14 protein-coding genes and 1 pseudogene are annotated in these 18,239 nt (G+C 65.2%); 8 read left to right on the top strand and 7 right to left on the bottom strand.

What is annotated here, in order from left to right; genetic code table 11:
- Nucleotides 1–49 precede the first annotated feature (49 nt).
- Nucleotides 50–2,122 carry a mechanosensitive ion channel family protein gene (locus M9955_14025; GenBank protein MCO5082759.1) on the top strand — a complete coding sequence of 691 codons (2,073 nt, stop codon included), beginning with the start codon at nucleotides 50–52 and terminating at the stop codon, nucleotides 2,120–2,122.
- A 244-nt stretch (nucleotides 2,123–2,366) separates the two neighbouring features.
- A complete protein-coding gene (locus M9955_14020; GenBank protein MCO5082758.1) occupies nucleotides 2,367–2,654 on the top strand; it encodes a glycine zipper 2TM domain-containing protein in 288 nt (95 codons plus the stop codon).
- A 74-nt stretch (nucleotides 2,655–2,728) separates the two neighbouring features.
- On the opposite strand, the gene M9955_14015 is transcribed toward M9955_14020, so the two are convergent.
- Together M9955_14015 and galE are read right to left on the bottom strand one after the other, a co-directional pair.
- Complete coding sequence (locus M9955_14015; protein ID MCO5082757.1) at nucleotides 2,729–4,261, bottom strand: altronate dehydratase family protein; 1,533 nt, start codon at nucleotides 4,259–4,261, stop codon at nucleotides 2,729–2,731.
- A 164-nt stretch (nucleotides 4,262–4,425) separates the two neighbouring features.
- The gene (galE, locus tag M9955_14010) at nucleotides 4,426–5,421 is read right to left on the bottom strand and encodes a UDP-glucose 4-epimerase GalE (protein MCO5082756.1); all 996 of its coding nucleotides are present in this window, start codon (nucleotides 5,419–5,421) and stop codon (nucleotides 4,426–4,428) included.
- Nucleotides 5,422–5,659: 238 nt separating this feature from the next.
- Here galE and hemA point away from each other — a divergent pair, with 238 nt between their 5' ends.
- Entirely contained in the window at nucleotides 5,660–6,937 is a 1,278-nt protein-coding gene (gene hemA / locus M9955_14005) for a 5-aminolevulinate synthase (protein ID MCO5082755.1), read from the top strand.
- A 294-nt stretch (nucleotides 6,938–7,231) separates the two neighbouring features.
- Here the strand turns inward: hemA and M9955_14000 are convergent, their stop codons facing one another.
- The gene (locus M9955_14000; protein ID MCO5082754.1) at nucleotides 7,232–8,398 is read right to left on the bottom strand and encodes a pyridoxal phosphate-dependent aminotransferase; all 1,167 of its coding nucleotides are present in this window, start codon (nucleotides 8,396–8,398) and stop codon (nucleotides 7,232–7,234) included.
- A 123-nt stretch (nucleotides 8,399–8,521) separates the two neighbouring features.
- Nucleotides 8,522–8,944, bottom strand: coding sequence for a large conductance mechanosensitive channel protein MscL (gene mscL, locus M9955_13995; protein ID MCO5082753.1), 423 nt, complete (start codon nucleotides 8,942–8,944; stop codon nucleotides 8,522–8,524).
- A gap of 170 nt (nucleotides 8,945–9,114) precedes the next feature.
- Here mscL and M9955_13990 point away from each other — a divergent pair, with 170 nt between their 5' ends.
- Nucleotides 9,115–12,609, top strand: a complete 3,495-nt coding sequence (locus M9955_13990) for a hybrid sensor histidine kinase/response regulator (protein ID MCO5082752.1) — start codon at nucleotides 9,115–9,117, stop codon at nucleotides 12,607–12,609.
- Nucleotides 12,610–12,625: 16 nt separating this feature from the next.
- Here the strand turns inward: M9955_13990 and M9955_13985 are convergent, their stop codons facing one another.
- Both M9955_13985 and M9955_13980 read right to left on the bottom strand, forming a co-directional pair.
- On the bottom strand, nucleotides 12,626–13,285 hold the full coding sequence (locus M9955_13985) for a response regulator transcription factor (GenBank protein ID MCO5082751.1): 660 nt from the start codon (nucleotides 13,283–13,285) through the stop codon (nucleotides 12,626–12,628).
- A 124-nt stretch (nucleotides 13,286–13,409) separates the two neighbouring features.
- A complete protein-coding gene (locus M9955_13980) occupies nucleotides 13,410–13,826 on the bottom strand; it encodes a hypothetical protein (protein ID MCO5082750.1) in 417 nt (138 codons plus the stop codon).
- 99 nt (nucleotides 13,827–13,925) lie between these two features.
- On the opposite strand from M9955_13980, the gene M9955_13975 reads away from it, so the two are divergent.
- From M9955_13975 to M9955_13965, 3 genes and pseudogenes are all read left to right on the top strand, one after another.
- Entirely contained in the window at nucleotides 13,926–14,273 is a 348-nt protein-coding gene (locus M9955_13975) for a DUF952 domain-containing protein (protein MCO5082749.1), read from the top strand.
- Nucleotides 14,270–15,349, top strand: coding sequence for a quinone-dependent dihydroorotate dehydrogenase (locus M9955_13970; GenBank protein ID MCO5082748.1), 1,080 nt, complete (start codon nucleotides 14,270–14,272; stop codon nucleotides 15,347–15,349). The genes M9955_13975 and M9955_13970 overlap by 4 nt, the downstream gene beginning before the upstream one ends.
- A gap of 46 nt (nucleotides 15,350–15,395) precedes the next feature.
- Nucleotides 15,396–16,293, top strand: a pseudogene (locus M9955_13965) (histone deacetylase).
- Nucleotides 16,294–16,298: 5 nt separating this feature from the next.
- Here the strand turns inward: M9955_13965 and M9955_13960 are convergent.
- Complete coding sequence (locus tag M9955_13960) at nucleotides 16,299–16,562, bottom strand: DUF6460 domain-containing protein (protein ID MCO5082747.1); 264 nt, start codon at nucleotides 16,560–16,562, stop codon at nucleotides 16,299–16,301.
- 237 nt (nucleotides 16,563–16,799) lie between these two features.
- On the opposite strand from M9955_13960, the gene M9955_13955 reads away from it, so the two are divergent.
- Nucleotides 16,800–18,236, top strand: a complete 1,437-nt coding sequence (locus tag M9955_13955) for an aldehyde dehydrogenase family protein (GenBank protein MCO5082746.1) — start codon at nucleotides 16,800–16,802, stop codon at nucleotides 18,234–18,236.
- The last annotated feature ends 3 nt before the right edge of the window (nucleotides 18,237–18,239 follow it).

Here is an 18,239-nt window from a genome sequence, read left to right as displayed (position 1 = left end):
TGAAATGGCTTTTCGACAGTTTGCCTGTTTGGCAAGGCTTGCCCTTCTTTTGACAGGGATTGCAGTATCCAGCATTGCATTTGTCAGTCCGGGCGCCGCGCAGGAAGCCGCGACAACGGAGGACAGCCAGCAGGCGAAGATCCGCGAATTCGTCAAGCTTCTCGACGATCCGGAGATCCGCGCATGGCTGGACACCGCACCGCAGACCAAATCCACGGCTCCTACGTCGGTCGCTGGCCGGCTGGCCGGCTGGGACGACGCATTGCGCGACCATCTGGCTGCAATGACCGCAGCGTTCAAGCGCCTGCCCGCAGAGGCAGGGGGGGCCGTTCAAAGGCTCGCCGCAGACAGCGGCGACCGCACTCCCGGAACTGCGATCATCCTGCTTCTCGGGCTGGTGGCCGCCGGCTACGCTGCCGAGTGGCTGGTCAAACGCATGGTGTCCGGCGCGCGCCTGCAACGCCAGAAGAACCCGGTCGCAGCGGCCGACGACTTCGCCGCCCAGGCGCTGTCGGCACTTGCTCCCGTGCTCGTCTTCACGGTCGTCAGTCTCGGGGTGTTCCTGGCTTCCGGCGGACCTCCGCTACTGCGCAAGGTCGTGCTGACCTATCTGGTCGCGTTCATCGCCGTGCGGCTGGTCGCAGTGCTCTCGATATTGCTGCTCGACCGCCTTCGCGCGGAACGGGAGCCGATGCCTGACGCGAGTTCGACGTCAGCCGCGCTCGCCGCGGGTCCGGCCGCCTTCTGGCAGCGGCGCATCGTTCTTTTCGCCGCCTATCTGATGGCAGCCTGGGCGACGCTCAGCCTGCTGCCGGCCGTCGGCTTCTCCGACGACGCCACGCAGCTGCTCAGCTATCTCGCCGGCATCGGACTGCTGGCGCTCGCGATCGAGAGCGTCTGGCGTGCGCCTCAGGCCGTCGGCACGCGCAGCGTCGCACGAAAGTGGCTGCTGACGATCTACCTCGTCGCTTTGTGGGCTCTCTGGTGCATCGGGCTGAGCATAGCGCTCTGGCTCGGCATCTATGCGCTCCTGCTGCCGAAGGTGCTTTCGGTCGCCGGGCAGGTCGCCCAATCCATCGTGGCGCGCTGGAAGCCCCGGACGGACGCCGTCTCGGTGCGCGACGTGCTCGTCGTCCGCGGCGTCCGCGCGGCGGTCGTCCTGCTCGCGGTGCTCTGGCTGGGCTTCGTGCTCAGTATCAATCCCGGCGTTCTGACCAGCGCCGATACGGTCAGCAGCCAGATCATACGCGGCCTGCTGCGTAGCGTCGTCATCCTGATCGTCGCCGACCTGATCTGGCAATTGATCAAGACCTATGTCGACCGCACCATCGCGGTCAATGGAGGCAGCGACCCGGAGGCGACAGCCGAGGCGTCGCGCCGAGGCCGCCTGCATACGCTGCTTCCCATCTTCCGCAACGCGCTCGCCGTGCTCATCATCACGATCGCGAGTCTGATGGTGCTGTCGGAACTGGGGGTTGAAATAGGCCCCCTCATCGCAGGCGCCGGCATATTCGGCGTGGCCATAGGCTTCGGCTCGCAGACCCTGGTCAAGGATATCGTGAGCGGCGTCTTCTACCTGATGGACGATGCTTTCCGCGTCGGCGAATATATACAGAGCGGCAACTACAAGGGCACGGTCGAATCCTTCAGCCTGCGTTCCATCAGGCTGCGGCATCACCGTGGTCCCGTCTTCACGGTTCCTTTCGGTTCGCTGGGCGCGATCCAGAACATGAGCCGCGACTGGGCGATCGACAAGTTTATCATCCGCGTTCCCTTCGACACCGACATCAAGCTCGTCAAGAAGCTTACGAAGGGGGTCGGCGCAGCCCTGCTGGAAGATCCCGAAATCGCTCCCGACATCCTCCAGACCGTGAAGATGAAGGGCGTCGAGCAGTTCGGGGATTACGGCATGGAGCTGAGCTTCGGGGTGATGACGAAGCCCGGCTATCAAACGACCGTCCGCCGCCGCGCCTACTCGATGATCCGCGATTCCTTTGCCGCCAACGGCATCGAGTTCGCGCGCCCGAGCGTCAGCGTCGGCAGCGAGGACAGTCCAGCCGCCGCGGGCGCCGCAAGCGCGGTGATCGCCCGGCAGAAGATTCTGGAGGCTTCGCAAGGCTGAGGACCTGGCAAAGACACCGGAATCCCGTCGACTCTTGTTGCGGTTATACTGAGCGGATTTTCCGCTCAGACGGACCTTCCGGCAGTTGCCGCGCGGCTCTCGTGTTGACAACCGGGCGTTCACCGTTCGGGCGATATGAGCTGCGTGTGTCGGAACAAAGCGGCAGCCGCCCCGTTTCGGCCGTAATCCGGATACAGGCCGGAACGCAGGGGCCGGACGGCCGGAGTAGAGAGAGGATCAGAGAATGAGACGCCACATCGTCATCGTCGTCGGATTTGCAGCCATGCTCGCCGGCTGCTCGGCCACGCCGTCTGAGCAGCGCGCGGGAACCGGTGCGCTGGCAGGCGCCGCCGGCGGCGCGCTCCTCGGGCAGGCCATTGGCGGTAATACGGAAAGCACGCTGATCGGCGCGGCCGCGGGCGCGGTCATCGGCACGGGCGTGGCGGCTGCGACCGACCCGAACCGTCAGCAGCAGTGCCGCTACCGCGACCGTTACGGTCGCGTCTACACCGCGCCCTGCGAACGCTACTGAGCGATCTGCAAGGAAAAGCCCGCGCCCGTCATCGACGGCGCGGGCTTTCTTTTTGGAAGTTGGCCAGCGCGGGCCTACATCGTCGCGCCGATCTGCCAGGGCACGAACTCGTTGTCGCCATAGCCCAGCAGTTCGGATTTCGTCTTCTTGCCGGAGGCGACTTCGAGAATCTCCCTGAATATCTCCTCGCCCTTTTCCTGCAGCGTCACGCCGTCGAGCACGTCGCCGCAGTTGATGTCCATGTCGTCCTTCATGCGCTCGTACATGGGCGTGTTGGTCGCAAGCTTGATCGACGGCGTCGGCTTGCAGCCATAGGCCGAGCCGCGGCCGGTGGTGAAGGCGAGGATGTTGGCGCCGCCGGCCACCTGCCCCGTCGCCGCCACCGGGTCGTAGCCCGGCGTGTCCATGAAGACGAAGCCCTTTTCCGTCACCGGATCGGCATAGTGATAGACGGCGTTGAGCGTTGTCGAGCCGCCCTTGGCCGCCGCGCCGAGCGATTTCTCCAGTATCGTGGTGAGGCCGCCGAGCTTGTTGCCGGGAGACGGATTGTTGTTCATCTCCATATTGTTGCGCCTGGTGTAGTCCTCCCACCAGTGGATGATGTCGACGAGTTTCTCGCCGACCTCCTTGCTGCGGGCGCGGCGGGTGAGCAGATGCTCCGCGCCGTAGATCTCCGGCGTTTCCGACAGAATCGCGGTGCCGCCATTCCGCACGAGAATGTCGGCCGCGACGCCCAGCGCGGGATTGGCGGTGATGCCGGAATAGCCGTCGGAGCCGCCGCATTGCAGCGCGAGGATGAGTTCGGAGGCCGGCAGGGTCTCGCGCCGGACATTGTTCACCGTGGGCAGCATCGCCTTCACCGCCTCGACGCCCGCGTCGACCGTCTTCCTCGTGCCGCCCGTCTCCTGGATGGTCATGGTGCGGAAGGTTTCGCTCTCCTGCACGCCATAGGCTTCCTTGAAGCGCGGGATCTGGAAGCCCTCGCAGCCCAGCCCGACCATGATGACGCCACCCATGTTCGGATTGGTCGCGTAGCCCCATGTCGTCTTCTTCAGCGTGTCGAAGATAACGCCGCGATAGTCGATCACGCAGCCATTCGCCTGCTTCAGCGCGACGATGCCGTCGATGTTCGGATAGTCGTCGAGGATGCCGGAGCGCTCGATCTCCTTCGCGATGAAGCCGGCGACCGTGGTCGAGCAGTTCACACTGGTCAGCACGCCGATATAGTTGCGCGTGCCGGCCTTGCCGTTGGCGCGGCGATAGCCCTCGAACGTCGCCTGCTCGGAAACGGGCAGAATGTTTTCGGGCCGCGCGGCCTCGGCGAACCGATAGTCGCGCTCGAAATCATGCATGTAGACATTGTGCTCGTGCACCCAGTCGCCCTTCGCGATGGGCTGCTTGGCGAAGCCGATGATCTGGCCGAATTTCACGATCGGCTCGTCCCTTGCGATGTCCACCGTCGCCATCTTGTGGCCGAAGGGGATGCGCTGCAGGGCCGTGACGCCGGCGCTCTCGGCGCCCTTCTCGATCTTCTCGCCCGCCACGACGATGTTGTCCTGCGGGCTCAGCCGCAGGCTGCGCGCGGAATGATGGGGGGCTGTGTCCATGGATCGTTGCCTCGGCGGGCGTGCGTCCGCACCGTGCGATCCGCGTTCGCCCCTGTTCGTGATTCAAGAATATGCCGTTTCCGGCGGTCGCTTCCGGTCGTCCCTCTTAGCATGGCGACCGGTCCGTTTGGTAGATGGTAGCGCAACCAAACGTTTGCGAGGACTCAGCGCGACGGCGAGTTCTTGCGCGTCAGCATGGCCTCCCAGGAAAGCGCGTCGGAGACGATCCGTTCCAGATCGTCATGGCGGGGCACCCAGGCGAGTTCGCGCCGCGCCAGCGCCGAATCCGCGATGACCGAGGCCGCGTCCCCGATCCGGCGCGGTCCGGTGTTCACCGTAAGATCGCAGCCGCTGACCCGGCGCACGGCATCGATCACCTCCAGCACCGAATAGCCGTGGCTGTAGCCGCAATTGGCGACCAGCGAATTCCCGCCCGCCCGCAGCCGCGCCAGCGCCAGCCGATGCGCCGCCACGAGATCGCTGACATGGATGTAGTCGCGCACGCAGGTGCCGTCCGGTGTCGGATAGTCCGTTCCGAACACCTCCATCGAGGCGCGCTTGCCGGTCGCCGTCTCGCAGGCAACCTTGATGAGATGCGTCGCGCCGGCCGTCGATTGTCCGGTGCGGCCGCGCGGATCGGCGCCGGCCACGTTGAAATAGCGCAGCGCCGTGTAGCGGAGTTGATGGGCTCGCGCGGCATCGGCCAGCATCCATTCGCTCATCAGCTTGGAGCGGCCATAGGGCGATTCGGGCGCAAGCCGGGCATCCTCGCGCACCGGCTCCATGCCGACCGAGCCATAGACGGCCGCGGTTGACGAGAAGATGAAATGCGGCACCCCTGCCCGCACCGCCGTCTCCAGCAGGGTGCGGGTGCGGCCGGTGTTGTTCTCGTAATAGCCCAGCGGATCGGAGACCGAATCAGGCACCACGACCGAACCGGCGAAATGGATGATGGCGTCGACGGCGTGGTCGCGGAGAATGCCTGAAACAAGCTCGGCGTCGCCGACGTCACCGCGATAGAGTTTTGCCTCCGGCGCCACCGCCCAGTCGAAGCCGGTCGACAGGCGGTCGAGCACGACCACCTCCTCGCCGGCGTCGAGAAGTTCCCACACCATATGGCTGCCGATATAGCCGGCGCCGCCCGTGACGAGGACCGCCATTCGCTGTCTCCATTGACCGGCCGTGTTCTAGCGCGAAACCGCTAACATTCCGTGGTGTCGCGGCCATACCTCGCGGATGCCGGCCCGGCGGCGGAAATCGGTCGTCGCCGGCCTTGATCGAAATCAAGGATGCCGGCCGCGCGTTGTGGTGCAAAGGGCGTGGCATTTTGACCGAAAGCGGAGAATGGACGCGTCGCCAGCGCGCCACTATGATCCGCCCACCCAAAGAGCAGGCAACATGAACTATCAGCGTTTCTTCGAGGAAGCCGTCGATCAGGTCCATGCCGAGCGACGGTATCGCGTCTTTGCAGACCTCGAGCGCATCGTCGGCGCTTTCCCGCGCGCCATCTGGCGCGGCAACGGAGAGGCCAAGGAGATCACCATCTGGTGCTCCAACGACTATCTCGGCATGGGTCAGCACCCGGACGTCATCGCGGCGATGCAGAACGCGGCGGGCCGCATGGGCTCCGGCGCGGGCGGCACGCGCAACATTTCCGGCACCAACCATCCGCTGGTGGAGCTCGAGGCCGAGCTCGCCGACCTGCATGACAAGGAGTCAGCGCTTGTCTTCACCTCCGGCTTCGTGTCGAACGAGGCCGCGATCTCCACGATCGGCCGGCTGCTGCCGAACTGCCTGATCCTGTCCGACGAACTCAACCATGCCTCGATGATCGAGGGCGTGCGGCGCTCCGGCGCGGAGAAGAAGATTTTCCGCCACAACGACGTCGCGCATCTCGAAAGCCTGCTGAAGCAGGCGGGCCGCGAGCGCGCCAAGCTGATCGTGTTCGAGAGCGTCTATTCGATGGACGGCGACATCGCGCCGATCGAGGCGATCGCCGATCTCGCCGACAAGTACAACGCCATGACCTATATCGACGAGGTCCATGCGGTGGGCATGTATGGCGCGCGCGGCGGCGGCATCACCGAGCGCGAGGGCCTGGCCCATCGCATCGACGTGATCGAGGGCACGCTGGCCAAGGCGTTCGGCACGCTCGGCGGCTACATCACCGGCACGCGCACCGTCATCGACGCCGTGCGCTCCTATGCGCCGGGCTTCATCTTCACCACCGCCCTGCCGCCTTCCATCGCGGCCGCGGCGACGGCATCGATCCGCCATCTGAAGGTATCGCAGTCCGAGCGCGAAGCGCAGCAGCACCAGGCGGCGCGCACCAAGGACGTGCTGTCGGCCGCAGGCTTCCCGGTCATGCCGTCGGTCACGCACATCGTGCCGCTGCTGGTCGGCGATCCGGAGCTGTGCAAGATGGCGAGCGACCGACTGCTCGGCAAGCACGGCATCTACATCCAGCCGATCAACTATCCGACGGTGCCGCGCGGCACGGAGCGCCTGCGCATCACGCCGACGCCCTTCCACTCGGACGCGCTCATCGACGGCCTGCGCGACGCGCTGATCGAGACGTGGGACTCGCTGGGCATCCCCTATGGCGCCGCCGGCCAGCCGGCCGTCGTCAAGAGCGACCGCATCGTGCCGCTGCTGGTGCCCAAATCCGGCGGGTGACAAGCGGCCGCAGACGCACGGTTTCCGTTTCTCCGCGTCGTCCTCTGGCACGCGCAGCGGTACTTACTCGCCGTTATCCTGGCATATCGCTTCCTTCGTCATCCTATGGCAAGCGCAACGAAGTGGAGCGCGACCATAGGATCCAAGCCTGAACGCTGCGGAAGGATGAGACGGCGGGCAACGGGCGCTTGTTCCTGCGCCGCCGCGCCTTCATTGGCGTTCAGGCATGGATCCTCGGGTCAAGCCCGAGGATGACGAAGGAAAGCAGGCGTGCCGGCGACGAGGGGTGCCCGCCTAGCTCCCGTTCAGCCAGTTCGCCACGCGGTGAGCGGCTTCCTCGACCTGATCCAGCCGGCGGTGGAAGCACAGCCGCAGGAAACCCTCGCCGCCGGCGCCGAAGGCCGTGCCGGGCGCGAGGCCGACATTGGCCTTGTCGATGATCTCCCTGGCGGCGGCCATGGAATCATCCAATCCGTCGACCGCGAAGAACAGGTAGAACGCGCCTTGCGGCACGGCGAAACGCGCCTTCCCCGTGCTGCCGATGATGCCACAGACCAGATCGCGCGCTACGCGAGCGCGCGTCACCTGCTCGGCGATGAACGCGTCACCGAAGTCGAGCGCCGCGATTGCCCCGCGCTGCATGAACTGCGCAACGCCTGAGGTCGAATACTGGATGAGGTTTTCCAGCGTGGCATTGAGCGAGGGATGCACGCGCAGCCAGCCGACGCGCCAGCCGGTCATCGCCCAGTTCTTGGAAAAGGTGTTCACGAAGAGGATGCGGTCCTCCGGCTCCATGATGTCGAGGAAGGAGGGAGCGCGCGCGCCGTCATAGTAGAACAGCGAATAGATCTCGTCGGCGATGATCCAGAGCCCCTTCCGTCGCGCGAGGTCGAGCACCGACTTCAGCGTCGCGTGATCCGCCGTCCAGCCGCTCGGATTGCAGGGGCTGTTCAGAAAGATGGCGCGGGTCTTCGGCGTGATCGCCGCCTCAAGCCGCTCGACATCCATCGTCCAGCCATTGCCGCCGAGCGATAGCGGAACAGGGATCGGATTGGCGCCGGCCACGATCGCCGCGCCAGCGAAATTCGGCCAGGCCGGCGACAGGTAGACGAGATCGTCGCCGCTGCCCGCGACGAGCTGGATCGCGAGCTGGATGGCATGCATGCCGGAGCCGGTGACGACGAACTCGTCCGCCGGAAACACCTTGCCGAAATGCCGCTGATAGTAGCGCGCCAGCGCCTCGCGCAGATCGGGGATGCCGCGCTGCCAGGTGTAGAAGGTCTCGCCGTCCCGCAGGCCCTTGGCCGCCGCGTCGGAAATGAAGTCGGGCGTCGGCATGTCGCCCTCCCCCGCCCATAGCGGGATCAGGCCGGGCCTGTCGCGGCCGTAGTTGACGACGGAGATGATGCCGCTGGCCGGCGCTTTTGCCGCGGCGGGCTGGACGTGGGAAAGGAAGGACATGGCGCATCCGGTTGCGAAACGCCTTGGCGCATAGCCGTTTCGCCGCACGAATGCGAGGCGTGCGTTTCGCACGCCAAGCAATTTCCCCGGATTGGCGCAATCCGGGGAAATCGGCCGCAGATGCTACTTGCGGGCGAGCAGATCGCGAATTTCGGTGAGCAGCCCCACTTCCGGAGCCGGCGGAGCGGCGGGCGGTGCAGGCTTCTCGCTTTCCAGCTTCCTGCGCAGTCCGTTCACCGCCTTGACCATCAGGAAGATGATCCAGGCGAGGATCAGGAAGTTGATGACGACGGTCAGGAAGTTGCCGTAGGCGAACACCGCTCCCTGCTTCCGGGCTTCCTCCAGCGAGGTCGCCGTGACCGAGGAGGAAAGCGGCAGGAAGTAGTTGGAGAAGTCGAAGCCTCCGAAGATGGCGCCCACGATGGGCATGATGATGTCGCCGACCAGCGAATTGACGATCAGACCGAACGCGCCGCCGATGATGACGCCGACCGCGAGGTCCATGACGTTGCCCTTGGCAATAAACTCCTGGAATTCCTTGATCACAGGCATTCTCCTCTGCTGTCCCCGACCGCACTGCCATTCGGGTTGCCGGTCGATCAGCACATTATCAAAAGTCAACGTGGCTTGAAGTCCCAATTTGGTTTGTCCCGAGTCATATCGACAGCGGACGAAAGCTGTGATTGCCTCGATCCCGGAAAAGAAGGAGAGCGGGCTTGCAGGCCTGGTTCGTCGCCATCGTGGCGGTCGCCTATGTCACGCTGCTGTTCGGCATCGCCAGTCATGGCGACCGCCGCGCGGCGGGCCGCGCCAGCGGCCTCACCCGCCCGAACATCTACGCGCTCAGCCTCGGCATCTATTGCACGTCCTGGACGTTCTTCGGCTCTGTCGGACTGGCGGCCGAGCGCGGGCTCGAATTCCTCGCGATCTATATCGGGCCCGTTCTGGTGTTCACCTTCGGCTTCCCGCTGCTCAGCCGCATCATCAGGCTCGCCAAGGCGGAAAAGATCACCTCGATCGCGGACTTCCTCGGCGCGCGCTACGGCAAGAGCTTCGGCGTCGCTTCCATCGCCACGCTGATCGCGACGGTGGGCGCGGTGCCCTACATCGCGCTGCAGCTCAAGGCGATCTCCGGCTCGATGAGCCTGATCGTCGAGCATCACACTGGCGCGCCCTTCACCTTCGACCCGTTCGTCAGCGACATCTCGCTCGTCGTCGCCGGCATGCTGGCGCTGTTCGCCATCCTGTTCGGCACGCGCCATGCCGACGCCACCGAACATCAGGACGGGCTGGTGCTGGCGGTCGCGGTCGAGTCGATTATCAAGCTCGCGGCCTTCCTCGCAATCGGCCTTTGCGTCTTCTTCATCCTTTTCGGCGGACCGAGCGACCTGTTCAAGTCCTTCAGCGGCAACCGGCATATCGAGGCGGCGCTCTCCCACCGCACCTCGCTCGGCACATGGCTGGTCATGACGGTGATCAGCGGTTTCGCCATCATCATGCTGCCGCGCCAGTTCTACGTCACCTTCGTCGAGAACCGGAACGTCAGCGAGTTGAGGCACGCAAGCTGGGTGTTCCCGCTCTACCTCGTCGCGATCAACTTCTTCGTGCTGCCCATCGCCTTCGCCGGCCTGACTCTGATCGGCGACAGGACGAGCAGCGATCTCTACGTGCTCTCGGTGCCGCTGCTCGCCGGCAACGACACGATGGCGATGGTCGCCTTCATCGGCGGGCTCTCCGCCGCGACCGCGATGGTGATCGTGGAAAGCGTCGCGCTCTCGATCATGATCTCCAACGATCTGGTGATCCCGCTCTTCGTCCGGCGTCTGCTGAAGTCCGAGCCGGGGGAAACCGAAGACTGGACGCGGCTGATCCTCAACGTGCGCCGCGCGGCGATCTTCGTCATCCTGTTCGCCGCCTTCCTCTACTACCGCGAGAGCACCAACAACGCCCGGCTGGCGTCGATCGGCCTCATGTCCTTCGCCGCAATCGCGCAATTCGCGCCCGCCTTCTTCGGCGGACTGATCTGGCGCGGCGCAAACGCGCGCGGCGCGATCATCGGCATGACGGCGGGCTTCGCCGTCTGGGGCTATACGCTGCTTTTTCCTTCCCTGGCCTCGCCGGACCTGTCGATCATCGTGAACGGGCCGTTCGGCATCGACACGCTGAAGCCGCAATCGCTGTTCGGGACCGTCGCGGAGCCGTTGAACCACGGCGTGCTGTGGAGCCTGTCGATCAACACGCTGTTCTTCGTGCTGGGCTCGCTCTCCCGCACGGCGATGCCGCTGGAACGCATCCAGGCCGCGATCTTCGTGCCGCGTGACACTAGCCCGCTGCCGATGCTGCGCCGTTTCCGCACGGCGGTGACGGTGAACGAGCTCAAGGACACGATTTCCCGCTATCTCGGCGTCGAGCGCACCGAACGCTCCTTCCAGACCTTCGCCTCGACGCTGGGCGGCAAGCTGAACGGCGGCGATCAGGCAAATATCGGCGTCATCCGCTTTTCCGAGCAGCTTCTGGCGAGCGCGGTCGGCTCGTCCTCGGCGCGGCTCATCCTGTCGCTGCTGTTCCAGCGCAACGACCCGAACGCCAAGGACGCCTTCCGCCTGCTCGACGACGCCACCGAAGCGCTGCAATACAACCGCGACCTCCTGCAGATCGCGCTCGACCAGATGGCGCAGGGTATCACCGTCTTCGACAAGGATTTCCGCCTGACCTGCTGGAACCGGCAGTACCGCATGCTCTTCGACCTGCCCGACGAGATGGGACAGGTCGGCGTCTCGCTCGACCATGTGTTGCGCTTCCTCGCCCGGCGCGGCGATATTTCCAGCGACCAGATCGTGAGCACGCTTAACCGCCTCACGACATTCGGCAGCCCGTGGCAACTGGAACTCAAGACCAGCGGCCGGACCATCGAACTGCGGTCGAACCCGATGCCCGACGGCGGCCTCGTCGCGACCTATACCGATATTTCGGCGCGCGTCGCCGCGGACAAGGCGCTCAAGCAGGCGAACGAATCGCTGGAACTCAGGGTGCAGAGCCGCACGGCCGAACTGACCAGGGTGAACGAGGAACTGGCGCAGGCGCAGATGCTGGCGGAGGAAGCCAATCTCGGCAAGACGCGCTTCCTCGCGGCGGCTGGCCACGACATTCTTCAGCCTCTGAACGCCGCCCGCCTCTACACCTCGTCTCTCATGGAGAAGGCTCCGAAGGGACCGATCCGCGATGCCGTCGGCAGCATCGAATCCTCGCTGGAGTCGGTGGAAACGATCCTCGGTGCGGTGCTCGACATCTCGCGCCTCGACGCCGGGGCGATGAAGCCGCAGGAAAGCGTCTTCCGTCTGGAGGAGATGCTCCGCCAGATCGGCACGGACTTCATGCCGCTGGCCGCGGCCAAGTCCCTGGAGCTGCGCATCGTGCCCTCCTCGCTGGTGGTGGAAACAGACCGCAACCTTTTGCGGCGGCTTGTCCAGAACCTCGTTTCCAACGCGATCAAATATACGCGCGCCGGCAAGATCATCGTTGGCGTCAGGCGACGTGGCGATCTCGCCGAAATCCAGGTGCTCGATTCCGGCATCGGCATCGAGGCGGACAAGCTCAACTCCGTCTTCCAGGAATTCCGGCGGCTGGACGACGGCATTCGGGAGGCCGAGGGTCTGGGCCTGGGGCTCTCCATCGTCGACCGCATCGCGCGCGTGCTGCGCGTCGAGATCAGGATGCGGTCCGAAAAGGGCAAGGGGACGACCGCCTCCGTGCTCCTGCCCGTTTCAAGCGCCGAGGAGCCGCGCGTCGTGCGGCGAATCAGGCCGCAGCAGGCGCCGCAGATCGCGCTCAGCGGATTGCAGGTCATAGCCATCGACAACGACCCGCGCATTCTCGACGGCATGCGCTTGCTGCTTGAGGGATGGGGCTGCCGGGTCGACACGTTTTCCGGGCTTGCCGCCTTCGTGAACCGCAGGCAGCGGCCCGAGATGCCGGATATGGTGCTCGCCGACTATCATCTGGATGGCGAAACGGGCCTCGAAGCCATTGCACGGCTGCGCGAGATCTACGGAAGGGCGCTGCCGGCGGTTCTCATCACCGCCGACCGCTCTCAGGAAGTGCGCGACTCGGCCGAGGCGATCGACGTGCCGGTGATCAACAAGCCGCTCAAGCCGGCGATCCTGCGGACGATCATGATGCGGGTGCGCCGCATGGCGCCTGCCGCCGAATAGTCAGGGTCAGGATATGCTACCCCGGCGACTGCACCGCGTCTGAGCCGATCTTGCTCAGCTGGATGACCGCCTGCGTGCGGCTGTCGACGCCGAGCTTCTGCAACACGGCGGAGACATGGGCCTTGATCGTGGCTTCGGAGACATTGAGCTCATAGGCGATCTGCTTGTTCAGCAGGCCCTCGGCGAGCATGCCGAGCACGCGGGTCTGCTGCGGCGTCAACGATTGCAGGCGGCGGATCAGGTCGGAAATCTCGGGGTCCTGCTCGACGCCGAGGTCGATGCCGCCGGGCGCCGATATGCCGCCGTCGAGCACGGTCTGAACGGCCTTGCGGATATCCTCCATGCTCGCCGATTTCGAGATGAAGCCGGACGCGCCCAGTTCCAGCGCGCGGCGTATCGTCTCCGGATCGTCATGCGCCGACACCACCACCATAGGCACCTCGGCATGGACGCCACGCAGCGAAATCAATCCCGACAGGCCGCTGGCGCCCGGCATGGAAAGGTCGAGAAGCACGAGATCCAGATCTTCGTTCTCGGCGACGATCTTCTTCGCCGCTTCGAAATCGCCGGCTTCCAGAACGACTCCGTCATCGGCCATGCCGCCGATGGCCTGCTTGAGCGCTCCGCGAAACAGCGGGTGGTCATCCGCGATGACGAACTTGTAGCCTTGCGGCAAATGGCCCTCCCGCTCTCGCCAGTTCTGCTGTCGGCGTAGAGTCTGTAGCGGATTATGCGGGCCGGACCGCGCTTTTCAAGGTAAAATCCCATGAAAGCGAGCCAAAAGGCGAGAATAGGAATTTTCAGGTTCTTTGCGGGGTCGCCGACGGTTCCTGATCCCGGTCATATTCCTTCATGATGTCCATGAAGCCGCGGAAACGCTGCATATAGCCAAGCGTCCTGTCGAACTGCTCCTCACTCGGGAGGACAGCCACCGGAGGCGCCTTTTCGAGCGCGGCGACGCGTTCATCGAGAGCGCGAAGCGATTCGTTCAGCCGGTCGATCTCGTCCTGAAGCGCCATGCGTTCATCGGCCGCCATGCGGCAGACGAGCTGGCTTCCACGCTGCTCGCAGATCGACATTTCCCCGGTGCTCGTGTCCAGGCGGACGTAGCCGTTATCCGTTTCGCGCAGCTCGTAACGCTGCTGCTCCCCGGCGGAGGCGACGGAGGCAAGAACAGGAAGGCCGGCGGCGACAAGCGCGAAGCTCAGGGTTCGCATGGACTTCTCCTTGAACGGGCCATCATCATGCCACGCGTTTGTGCCGGAAATGCGATGCCGCCCTTTCGTGGTCCCGGCTTTGCGACTATAGCGCGGGGCATGCGCGACATCATCTACAAGATCTGCCCGGAACCGCTGTGGCGCGAGGCCGAAAAGGCCGGGCGTTTCGAGGGCGCGCCGATCGACATTCAGGACGGCTACATCCACTTCTCGACGGCGGATCAGGTGCGTGAGACGGCGGCGAAGCACTTTGCCGGGCAAGACAATCTGCTGCTGATCGCGATAGATGCGGCGGCGCTCGGCCCCGCGCTGAAATACGAGCCGTCGCGCGGCGGAGCCCTGTTCCCCCATCTCTACGCGGCGCTTGGGCTCAACGCCGTGAAATGGGTCCGGTCGCTGCCGCTGGGCACGGATGGCAATCACCTCTTCCCGGACCTCGAACGGTGAGCCTGTTCGATGCGGTCGGCCGCCGCGCCCTCTTTTCCCTCGATCCCGAGACGGCGCACGGCCTGTCGATCGCCGCGCTTCGCTGCGGCGTCGCGACCGGCTCGCCCGCACGCGCGGACAGCCGTCTCGCCGTTTCCGTTTGCGGCCTGACATTCCCGAACCCGCTCGGCATGGCGGCGGGCTACGACAAGAACGCCGAAGTGCCGGACGCCCTGCTCGGCCTTGGCTTCGGTTTCGCGGAGGTCGGCACGATCACGCCGCTCCCGCAGGCCGGCAATCCGAAGCCGCGAATCTTCCGGCTCATCGAGGACGAAGCGGTCATCAATCGCCTCGGCTTCAACAATGAGGGGCATGACGCGGCCGAAAGGCGGCTCAGGGCGCGTGCCGGGCGCGGCGGCATCGTCGGCGTCAACATCGGAGCAAACAAGGACAGCGAGGACCGCGTCGGCGACTATGCGCGCGGCGTGGAGCGGTTCTCGCCTCTCGCATCCTATCTCACCGTCAACATCTCGTCGCCGAATACGCCCGGCCTTCGCAACATGCAGGCGCGCGAGGCGCTGGCCGAGCTTCTGACACGCGTCACGGAAGCGCGCGAAAAAGCAGTCCGCAGGGTGCCGGTGTTCCTGAAGATCGCTCCCGACCTCGCGGAGGAGGAACTTGCCGACATCGCGGCCGAAGTTCTCGACAAGCGGATGGACGGCGTCATCGTCTCCAACACCACGCTGTCGCGCAGCGGGCTCAAAAGCACCACCGCGCGCGAGACGGGCGGCCTGTCGGGACGGCCGCTGTTCCGGCGCTCAACCATCGTTCTGGCAAAAATGCGCAAGCTGCTCGGTCCCGACATGGTGCTGATCGGCGTCGGCGGCGTCGATACGGCGGAACGCGCGCTCGACAAGATCCGTGCCGGCGCGGACCTTGTTCAACTCTACACCGGCCTGATTTATGGCGGCCCCGGCCTGCCGCGCCGGATCGTTCACGGATTGCTCAGGGCCGTCGAGAGCTCCGGCAGCGCAAACATCCGCGCGCTGCGCGACACGCGGCTGGATGAATGGGCGGGCAAGCCGCTCGACGCCTGAACGGACCGGTATTTCCCGGCGGCGGACATTGCTCTAAACCCGACGCGTGCCTCTCCGGATCGTCACCCATCCCGATTATGACGCGGGTTTTCCTGTCACCCACCGTTTCCCGATGGGAAAATACAGCGCGCTCGTCGCCGCGCTCTCCGCGCGCGGCCTGATGCGGGCCGTAAGCCGGCCGTACCTCCCCTCGCCCGACTGGCTCAAGCTCGCGCATGACGCGGCCTATGTCGAACAGGTGCTTGCCTGCCGCGTGTCGCCGAAGATCGAGCGCGAGATCGGCTTTCCCATCGTGGAGCGGGTTTCGCGGCGCGCCCAGCTTGCCGGCGCGGGCACCGTGCTCGCCGCCCGCCTTGCGCTGGAGCACGGCATCGCCTGCAACACGGCCGGCGGCAGCCACCACGCGCGGCGCGCACGGCGCCGGCTTCTGCACCTTCAACGACGTCGCCGTCGCTAGCCTCGTTCTGCTGGCGGAACGGCGTATCGACAATATACTGGTGGTCGACCTCGACGTGCATCAGGGCGACGGGACGGCGGAAATCCTCGCCGACGAACCGCGTGTCTTCACTTTCTCGATGCATTCGGAAAAGAACTATCCCGTGCGCAAGGCCGTCTCCAACCTCGACGTGCCGCTGCCGGACGGGCTGCGCGACGACGCCTATCTCGAGAGGCTCGCGCAAATCCTGCCGGCGCTTTCATCCGGGCGTGCATGGGACCTCGTCTTCTACAATGCGGGCGTCGATCCCCACGAGCACGACCGCCTCGGACGGCTCTCGCTCACGACGGACGGGCTCAGACGTCGCGAGGATATGGTGATCGGGCATTTCCGCACGCGCGGCATTCCGCTTTGCGGCGTCATCGGCGGCGGATACTCGCACGACATGGCGGAACTCGCCGCGCGCCATGCGATCCTGTTCGAGGTCGCCGCGCGATACTCCGACTGACGACGTCAGCTGCGCAGGCGCGTCAGGCGAATGATGAGGAACACCGGGACAACGATCGCCGCGCCGACAAGCATGTAGCCGAGAAAGCGGTCGACGGTGGCGAAGCCCATGCGCCAGATTCGCTCGAAGAACGCCTGTATGCCGTAGAGGATGTCGAACGGCGTCCAGCCGAAGGCGCTCATCACCAGACCGACGAGAAACGACACGACGGCGAGTTTTATCAGCACTTTCAGCGGCGAGTCGCCGAGAAACCGGGTCAGTGCCTGCATCTGTCGCGTCTCCGCTCGTCGTCCGCATGGAGATACGTGCGCCGGGCTGCGGCTTCAAGACGGCTCCTTGCTGCACGGAACATACCGTCAAGCCTTCGATCGTATCACGACAAGGCTGCCCTTTTCCCGAGTTTCGGATATGGTGCCGCGCCTTGGCGGGGTCGACAGCATGAGATCCCGCGCCAGAAATTTTCAGCCGGCCGCGGCCGGCAACCAGCGCATACGGAGTTGACCGACATGACCGAACTGCATCGCAACCTCATCAATGGCGAATGGGTGGGAGGCGACGCGGTGCCGAACATCAACCCGTCGGATACGAACGAAGTGGTCGGCGAATATGCCCGCGCCAGCAAGGCGGACGCGGAAACGGCAATCGCGGCGGCGAAAGCCGCTTTTCCGAAATGGTCGCGCTCAGGCCCGCTGGAGCGCCACGCCGTATTGCGCAAGGCGTCCGACGAAATCCTGGCGCGCAAGGACGAGCTTGGCAAGCTCTTGTCGCGCGAGGAAGGCAAGACGCTGGCGGAAGGCGTCGGCGAAACCGTGCGCGCTGCGCAGATCTTCGACTTCTTCGCCGGCGAGGCCTTGCGGCTGGCTGGCGAGACCATTCCGTCCGTGCGGCCCGGCGTCGGCGTCGAGGTGACGCGCGAAGCGGTCGGCGTGGTCGGCATCATCACGCCGTGGAATTTCCCGATCGCCATTCCGGCCTGGAAGATCGCGCCGGCGCTCTGCTACGGCAACACGGTCGTCGTCAAGCCGGCCGATCTGGTGCCTGGCTGCACCTGGGCCATCGTCGACATACTCAAGCGCGCCGGCCTGCCGGACGGCGTCCTGAACCTCGTCATGGGCAAGGGTTCGGTAGTCGGACAGGCGCTGCTCGACAGTCCCGACATACAGGCCCTCACCTTCACGGGCTCGGTCGGCACGGGCAAGCGCGTCGCGGCGGCCTCGATCGAGCACAATCGCAAGTTCCAGCTCGAAATGGGCGGCAAGAACCCGCTTGTCGTGCTGGACGACGCCGATCTGGCGATTGCGGTGGATTGCGCCGTCAACGGCGCCTTCTTCTCGACCGGCCAGCGTTGCACGGCGTCCTCGCGTCTGATCGTAACCGAGGGCATCCACGACAGATTCGTCGGCGCCGTCACTGAAAAACTGAAGGGCGTCGTGGTCGACAACGCGCTGAAGGCCGGCACGCATATCGGCCCCGTGGTCGACGCGGGGCAGATGGAACAGGACGAGAAGTACATCGCCATCGGCCGCGAGGAAGGCGCGACGCTGGCCTTTGGCGGCGAGCGGCTGAACCGCGAGACGCCCGGCTTCTACCTCCAGCCGGCGCTGTTCACCGACGCCTCGAACGATATGCGCATCTCGCGCGAGGAAATCTTCGGCCCCGTCGCCTCGGTGATCCGCGTGAAGAATTACGAGGAAGCGCTGCACGTCGCGAACGACACGCCGTTCGGCCTGTCGTCGGGCATCTGCACCACGAGCCTCAAGCACGCGACTCATTACAAGCGCAACGCCGAGGCCGGCATGGTGATGGTCAATCTGCCGACCGCGGGCGTGGATTTCCACGTGCCGTTCGGCGGACGCAAGGGATCGAGCTACGGCCCGCGCGAACAAGGCCGCTACGCCGCCGAGTTTTACACGACGGTGAAGACCGCCTACACGCTGGCGTAGGCC

The organism is Rhizobiaceae bacterium (genome assembly GCA_023953845.1).
GTDB lineage: Bacteria > Pseudomonadota > Alphaproteobacteria > Rhizobiales > Rhizobiaceae > Arvimicrobium.
The sequence above is the reverse complement of the archived record's forward strand: the minus strand, read 5'-3'. Positions and strand labels throughout refer to the sequence as shown.

Excerpts from the sequence above, each read along its gene's own strand:
- M9955_13980 (MCO5082750.1), bottom strand. The coding sequence starts at position 13,826 with ATGCGAACCCTGAGCTTCGCGCTTGTCGCCGCCGGCCTTCCTGTTCTT.
- M9955_14020 (MCO5082758.1), top strand. The coding sequence starts at position 2,367 with ATGAGACGCCACATCGTCATCGTCGTCGGATTTGCAGCCATGCTCGCC.
- M9955_14015 (MCO5082757.1), bottom strand. The coding sequence starts at position 4,261 with ATGGACACAGCCCCCCATCATTCCGCGCGCAGCCTGCGGCTGAGCCCG.
- M9955_14000 (MCO5082754.1), bottom strand. The coding sequence starts at position 8,398 with ATGTCCTTCCTTTCCCACGTCCAGCCCGCCGCGGCAAAAGCGCCGGCC.
- hemA (MCO5082755.1), top strand. The coding sequence starts at position 5,660 with ATGAACTATCAGCGTTTCTTCGAGGAAGCCGTCGATCAGGTCCATGCC.
- galE (MCO5082756.1), bottom strand. The coding sequence starts at position 5,421 with ATGGCGGTCCTCGTCACGGGCGGCGCCGGCTATATCGGCAGCCATATG.
- M9955_13960 (MCO5082747.1), bottom strand. The coding sequence starts at position 16,562 with ATGCAGGCACTGACCCGGTTTCTCGGCGACTCGCCGCTGAAAGTGCTG.
- M9955_13975 (MCO5082749.1), top strand. The coding sequence starts at position 13,926 with ATGCGCGACATCATCTACAAGATCTGCCCGGAACCGCTGTGGCGCGAG.
- M9955_13955 (MCO5082746.1), top strand. The coding sequence starts at position 16,800 with ATGACCGAACTGCATCGCAACCTCATCAATGGCGAATGGGTGGGAGGC.